This is a genomic window from Mesorhizobium sanjuanii (genome assembly GCF_002529485.1).
Classification (GTDB): Bacteria; Pseudomonadota; Alphaproteobacteria; order Rhizobiales; family Rhizobiaceae; genus Mesorhizobium; species Mesorhizobium sanjuanii.
In genome coordinates, this window is sequence record NZ_NWQG01000285.1 from 1 (window position 1) to 3,715 (window position 3,715).

Sequence of the window (3,715 nt, forward strand, 5' to 3'; positions counted from 1 at the left end):
CGCTCCGATGGCTGGTGGACCGCCTCGGCGAACCGATTCACCGGCTCGTCCTCGAGCGCGTCGTCGACGCCGGCGCTAGCGTAGAAAGCCAAGAGATCGGCGATATCGATTGGGTTGTTGGGGGAGGCGGCAGTCATGGCGCCACCATCGTCCGCGCGGCGCCAATTTGCAACATTGGCGATTGCCGCGGCTCCTGCTGACGAAGTTCTTTAGCCCGTCGGTATGCGCGGATCCTGCACCAGATAGAACGTCCAGCGCGGTGTGTAGTCGGTGATCAGGAATTCGAAGCGGCCTGTCTTCAGCGGGTCGATCTTGCCGTTCTTGAACAGCAGCCTGTCATAAGGTTCGAAATCGCGGTCGAAATCGGCGAAGCTGCTCGACACAATGTTATCGGGCGTCTTGTTGCGCTGGTCGAATGACAGGCCGTCGCCGAACACGCTCGGCTGGTCGAGGATCTCCTGCAGCTCGAACTGGAATTCGACCCAGGCCTGACCGCTGTTGTTGAGCACGTCTATGCGCATATACATCAGGCCATTGGCGAATTCGCCGGCGGTGCCGAACGGTTGGATCGGCTTCGTCGTGCGGATGGTCAGCGTCACCGGTGTCGCCGAATTCATCTCCTCGGTGATGACAATCGGGTCGTCCTTGGTTCCGACGCCGGAAGTCCCGGTGATGCGGAAGCCGCCAAGCTCATCGGAAAAGGAATAGGCGCCGGCCGCCCACACCTTTTGCTCGTCCGCATGTGCATTGGCTAAGGCCAGTGGAAGAGCCAAAAGGAGCGCCCGGCAAATCCGGCCGGGCGGAGAATGAAAGCGCGTCGATGAGAAGCCGAATGGCTCAGGAATGCGCATGGCGGCAAGTATTGCCGATAAGCAAGCCGTCGAACAATTGAAAAAAGTTGAGAAAGAAGGTTCTTCTCCGCCAGCCGCGACTTTTTGTCGAAATCGGCTTTGTCACGCCAGCGCCGGTTTCCCGTCGCTAATTGATGCGCTATGCAGCGACTAAGCCAGCAGAATGCGGGAAACGCGGCAAGCCAGTGAGGGGTTGATGAGCGACATCGAACGCGAAAGCATGGAATTCGACGTGGTCATCGTCGGCGCCGGTCCAGCCGGCCTCGCCGCCGCGATCCGGCTCAAGCAGGTCAATCCGGAGCTTTCCGTCGTCGTCCTGGAAAAGGGCGGCGAAGTCGGCGCCCACATCCTGTCGGGCGCCGTCGTCGACCCCATCGGCATCGATCGCCTGTTGCCAGGCTGGCGCGAGGAAGAGGGCCACCCCTTCAAGACGCCGGTGACGGCGGATCATTTTTTGGTCCTCGGGCCTGCCGGTTCATTCCGCCTGCCCAACTTCCTGATGCCGCCGCTGATGAACAACCACGGCAACTACATCGTCTCGCTCGGCAATGTCTGCCGCTGGCTGGCGACCAAGGCCGAGGCGCTGGGGGTCGAGATCTATCCAGGCTTTGCCGCCGCCGGCCTGCTCTACAATGACCGGGGCGCGGTCACCGGCGTCGTCACCGGCGACATGGGCGTCGAGAAGGATGGTACGCACGGTCCAGGCTTCGCCCCGGGCATGGCGCTGATGGGAAAATATGTGCTGATCGGCGAGGGTGCGCGCGGCTCGCTGGCCAAGCAATTGATCGCCAAATACAACCTTGCCGAGGGCCGCGAGCCCGGCAAATATGGCATCGGCCTCAAGGAACTGTGGCAGGTCAAGCCGGAGAACCACCGGCCGGGCCTGGTGCAGCATTCCTTCGGCTGGCCGCTCGATATGAAGACCGGCGGCGGCTCTTTCCTCTATCATCTGGAAGACAACCAGGTGGCGGTCGGTTTTGTCCTCCACCTCAATTACAAGAACCCCTGGCTGTCGCCCTTCGAGGAATTCCAGCGCTTCAAGACCCATCCGGCGATCGCTGGCACCTTCGCGGGCGCCAAGCGGCTGGGCTACGGCGCCCGCGCCATCACCGAGGGCGGCTGGCAGTCGGTGCCGAAACTGTCCTTCCCTGGCGGGGCGCTGATGGGCTGCGCGGCTGGCTTCGTCAACGTGCCGCGCATCAAGGGCTCGCACAATGCCGTGCTCTCCGGAATGCTGGCGGCCGAGCATGTCAGTGACGCGATTGCCGCCGGTCGCGCCAATGACGATCTGGCTTCTTACGAGGCCGCCTGGCGGGCGACCGACATCGGCAAGGATCTGAAGAAGGTGCGCAACGTCAAGCCGCTGTGGTCGCGCTTCGGCACCATCGTCGGCGTCGGTATCGGTGGCCTCGACATGTGGCTGAACACGCTGTTCGGCTTCTCGCCCTTCGGCACGCTGAAGCACGGCAAGGCCGATTATGCGACGCTGGAGCCGGCCGCCAAGCATAAGAAGATCTCCTATCCCAAGCCCGACGGCGTGCTGACCTTCGACCGCCTGTCCTCGGTATTCCTGTCCAACACCAATCACGAGGAAAACGAGCCTGTCCACCTGCTGGTCGCCGACATGGAGCTGCAAAAGCGTTCCGAGCATGACGTCTTTGCCGGGCCTTCGACACGCTACTGCCCGGCCGGCGTCTACGAATGGGTCGACAAGGACGGCAACGCCGCCGCCGACCCCGCGGCCAAGGATGTGCGCTTCGTCATCAACGCGCAGAACTGCGTCCACTGCAAGACCTGCGATATCAAGGATCCGAACCAGAACATCAACTGGGTGCCACCCCAGGGTGGGGAGGGCCCGGTCTATCAAGGCATGTAGCCGCGCTGGGCTTTCGTCTAAAAGGTTGAAGCGGGGCGGTGCCTGTGTTTCCCTGACCTCTCGATGCGGAGAGATGACCATGCGCCTGGTGGTTCTGACGTGCCTTGCGGCGATCGGCGCCTTGTGCGGCTTCGCGCCGGCGGCATCGGCCGGTACCAGGCTGCTGGTCGAGACACGGACCTACGACATATCGGGAACCACGGGCGCGAGCCTGGTCGTGGCCATGGACCGCAAGGGGCCGAAGCATGGCTTGACGACGCACGCCATCGCGCTGACCGCCTATACCGTTGACTGGGATCTCGACGTCAGCAGGGACGGCGGCGTCTGCCGTGTGCGGCAGGCCGATGGAACGCTCGATCTGACCTACACCTTCCCCCGGATGGTCTCGGCCGCTACGCCGGCGCTGCGGAAGCGCTGGAAGCATTTTTTAGCCGGCGTGCTTGCCCATGAGCATACGCATGGCCGCATCGCGAGAAAGATGATGCAGGCCACCGAGAAGTCGATCACGGGCCTGGAACTCGCCGACAACTGGTTTTGCACCAGGACACACCATGAGGCGAGACGCCGGATCAAGGCCATCTATGCCGAATACGAGGCGAAGCAGAACGCCTTCGACGCGCGCGAACATCGCGACGGCGGCCATGTCGAGCACCTGGTCGATGCTCTTATGCGCAGGCGTTAGCCGCGCGGCCTGACTGGCTGACCGATTGCCGCGAGTGCCGTCTCATCCTCATCGACCGGCTTCTTCTCTTCCGGTCGCAGCGAGAATTCCACCATGACAGGAAGATGGTCCGAGCCGTTGTCTTCCAGCCTCGACGCCGAATGGATCATCACCCCGCCCTTGCTGAACACCTGGTCGATCGGCAGCCCGGCGTAGCGCCGCAGGAAATCCGGCAGTTTCCGATAGATCCAGCTAGGTCCGGCCGACGGCATCACGGTCAGCTTACCGAGCGAAGCGACGCGCCTGACGGCCGCGCTCCATGGAGCG

At 62.9% G+C, this 3,715-nt stretch carries 4 protein-coding genes and 2 pseudogenes; 3 read left to right on the plus strand and 3 right to left on the minus strand.

Annotated elements, in window-relative coordinates:
• A pseudogene (locus CN311_RS33575) lies at positions 1–137 on the minus strand (uracil-DNA glycosylase); the annotation flags it as partial.
• A 72-nt stretch (positions 138–209) separates the two neighbouring features.
• On the minus strand, positions 210–851 hold the full coding sequence (locus tag CN311_RS30985; protein WP_097577384.1) for a hypothetical protein: 642 nt from the start codon (positions 849–851) through the stop codon (positions 210–212).
• Here CN311_RS30985 and CN311_RS32780 point away from each other — a divergent pair.
• From CN311_RS32780 to CN311_RS30995, 3 genes are all read left to right on the plus strand, one after another.
• On the plus strand, positions 850–1,005 hold the full coding sequence (locus CN311_RS32780) for a hypothetical protein (RefSeq protein ID WP_165779912.1): 156 nt from the start codon (positions 850–852) through the stop codon (positions 1,003–1,005). The two genes, CN311_RS30985 and CN311_RS32780, sit on opposite strands and share 2 nt — an antisense overlap.
• Positions 1,006–1,047: 42 nt before the next feature.
• Positions 1,048–2,727, plus strand: a complete 1,680-nt coding sequence (locus tag CN311_RS30990; RefSeq protein WP_097577385.1) for an electron transfer flavoprotein-ubiquinone oxidoreductase — start codon at positions 1,048–1,050, stop codon at positions 2,725–2,727.
• A gap of 79 nt (positions 2,728–2,806) precedes the next feature.
• Positions 2,807–3,409: a DUF922 domain-containing protein gene (locus CN311_RS30995; RefSeq protein WP_097577386.1), complete on the plus strand. Its 603-nt coding sequence runs from the start codon at positions 2,807–2,809 to the stop codon at positions 3,407–3,409.
• On the opposite strand, the pseudogene CN311_RS31000 reads toward CN311_RS30995, so the two are convergent.
• Positions 3,406–3,715: pseudogene (locus CN311_RS31000) on the minus strand (endonuclease/exonuclease/phosphatase family protein); the annotation flags it as partial. The gene CN311_RS30995 and the pseudogene CN311_RS31000 sit on opposite strands and share 4 nt — an antisense overlap.

Bases quoted from the DNA above. Each gene is read 5' to 3' on its own strand.
- CN311_RS30995 (WP_097577386.1), top strand. From the start codon at position 2,807: ATGCGCCTGGTGGTTCTGACGTGCCTTGCGGCGATCGGCGCCTTGTGC.
- CN311_RS30990 (WP_097577385.1), top strand. From the start codon at position 1,048: ATGAGCGACATCGAACGCGAAAGCATGGAATTCGACGTGGTCATCGTC.
- CN311_RS32780 (WP_165779912.1), top strand. From the start codon at position 850: ATGGCGGCAAGTATTGCCGATAAGCAAGCCGTCGAACAATTGAAAAAA.
- CN311_RS30985 (WP_097577384.1), bottom strand. From the start codon at position 851: ATGCGCATTCCTGAGCCATTCGGCTTCTCATCGACGCGCTTTCATTCT.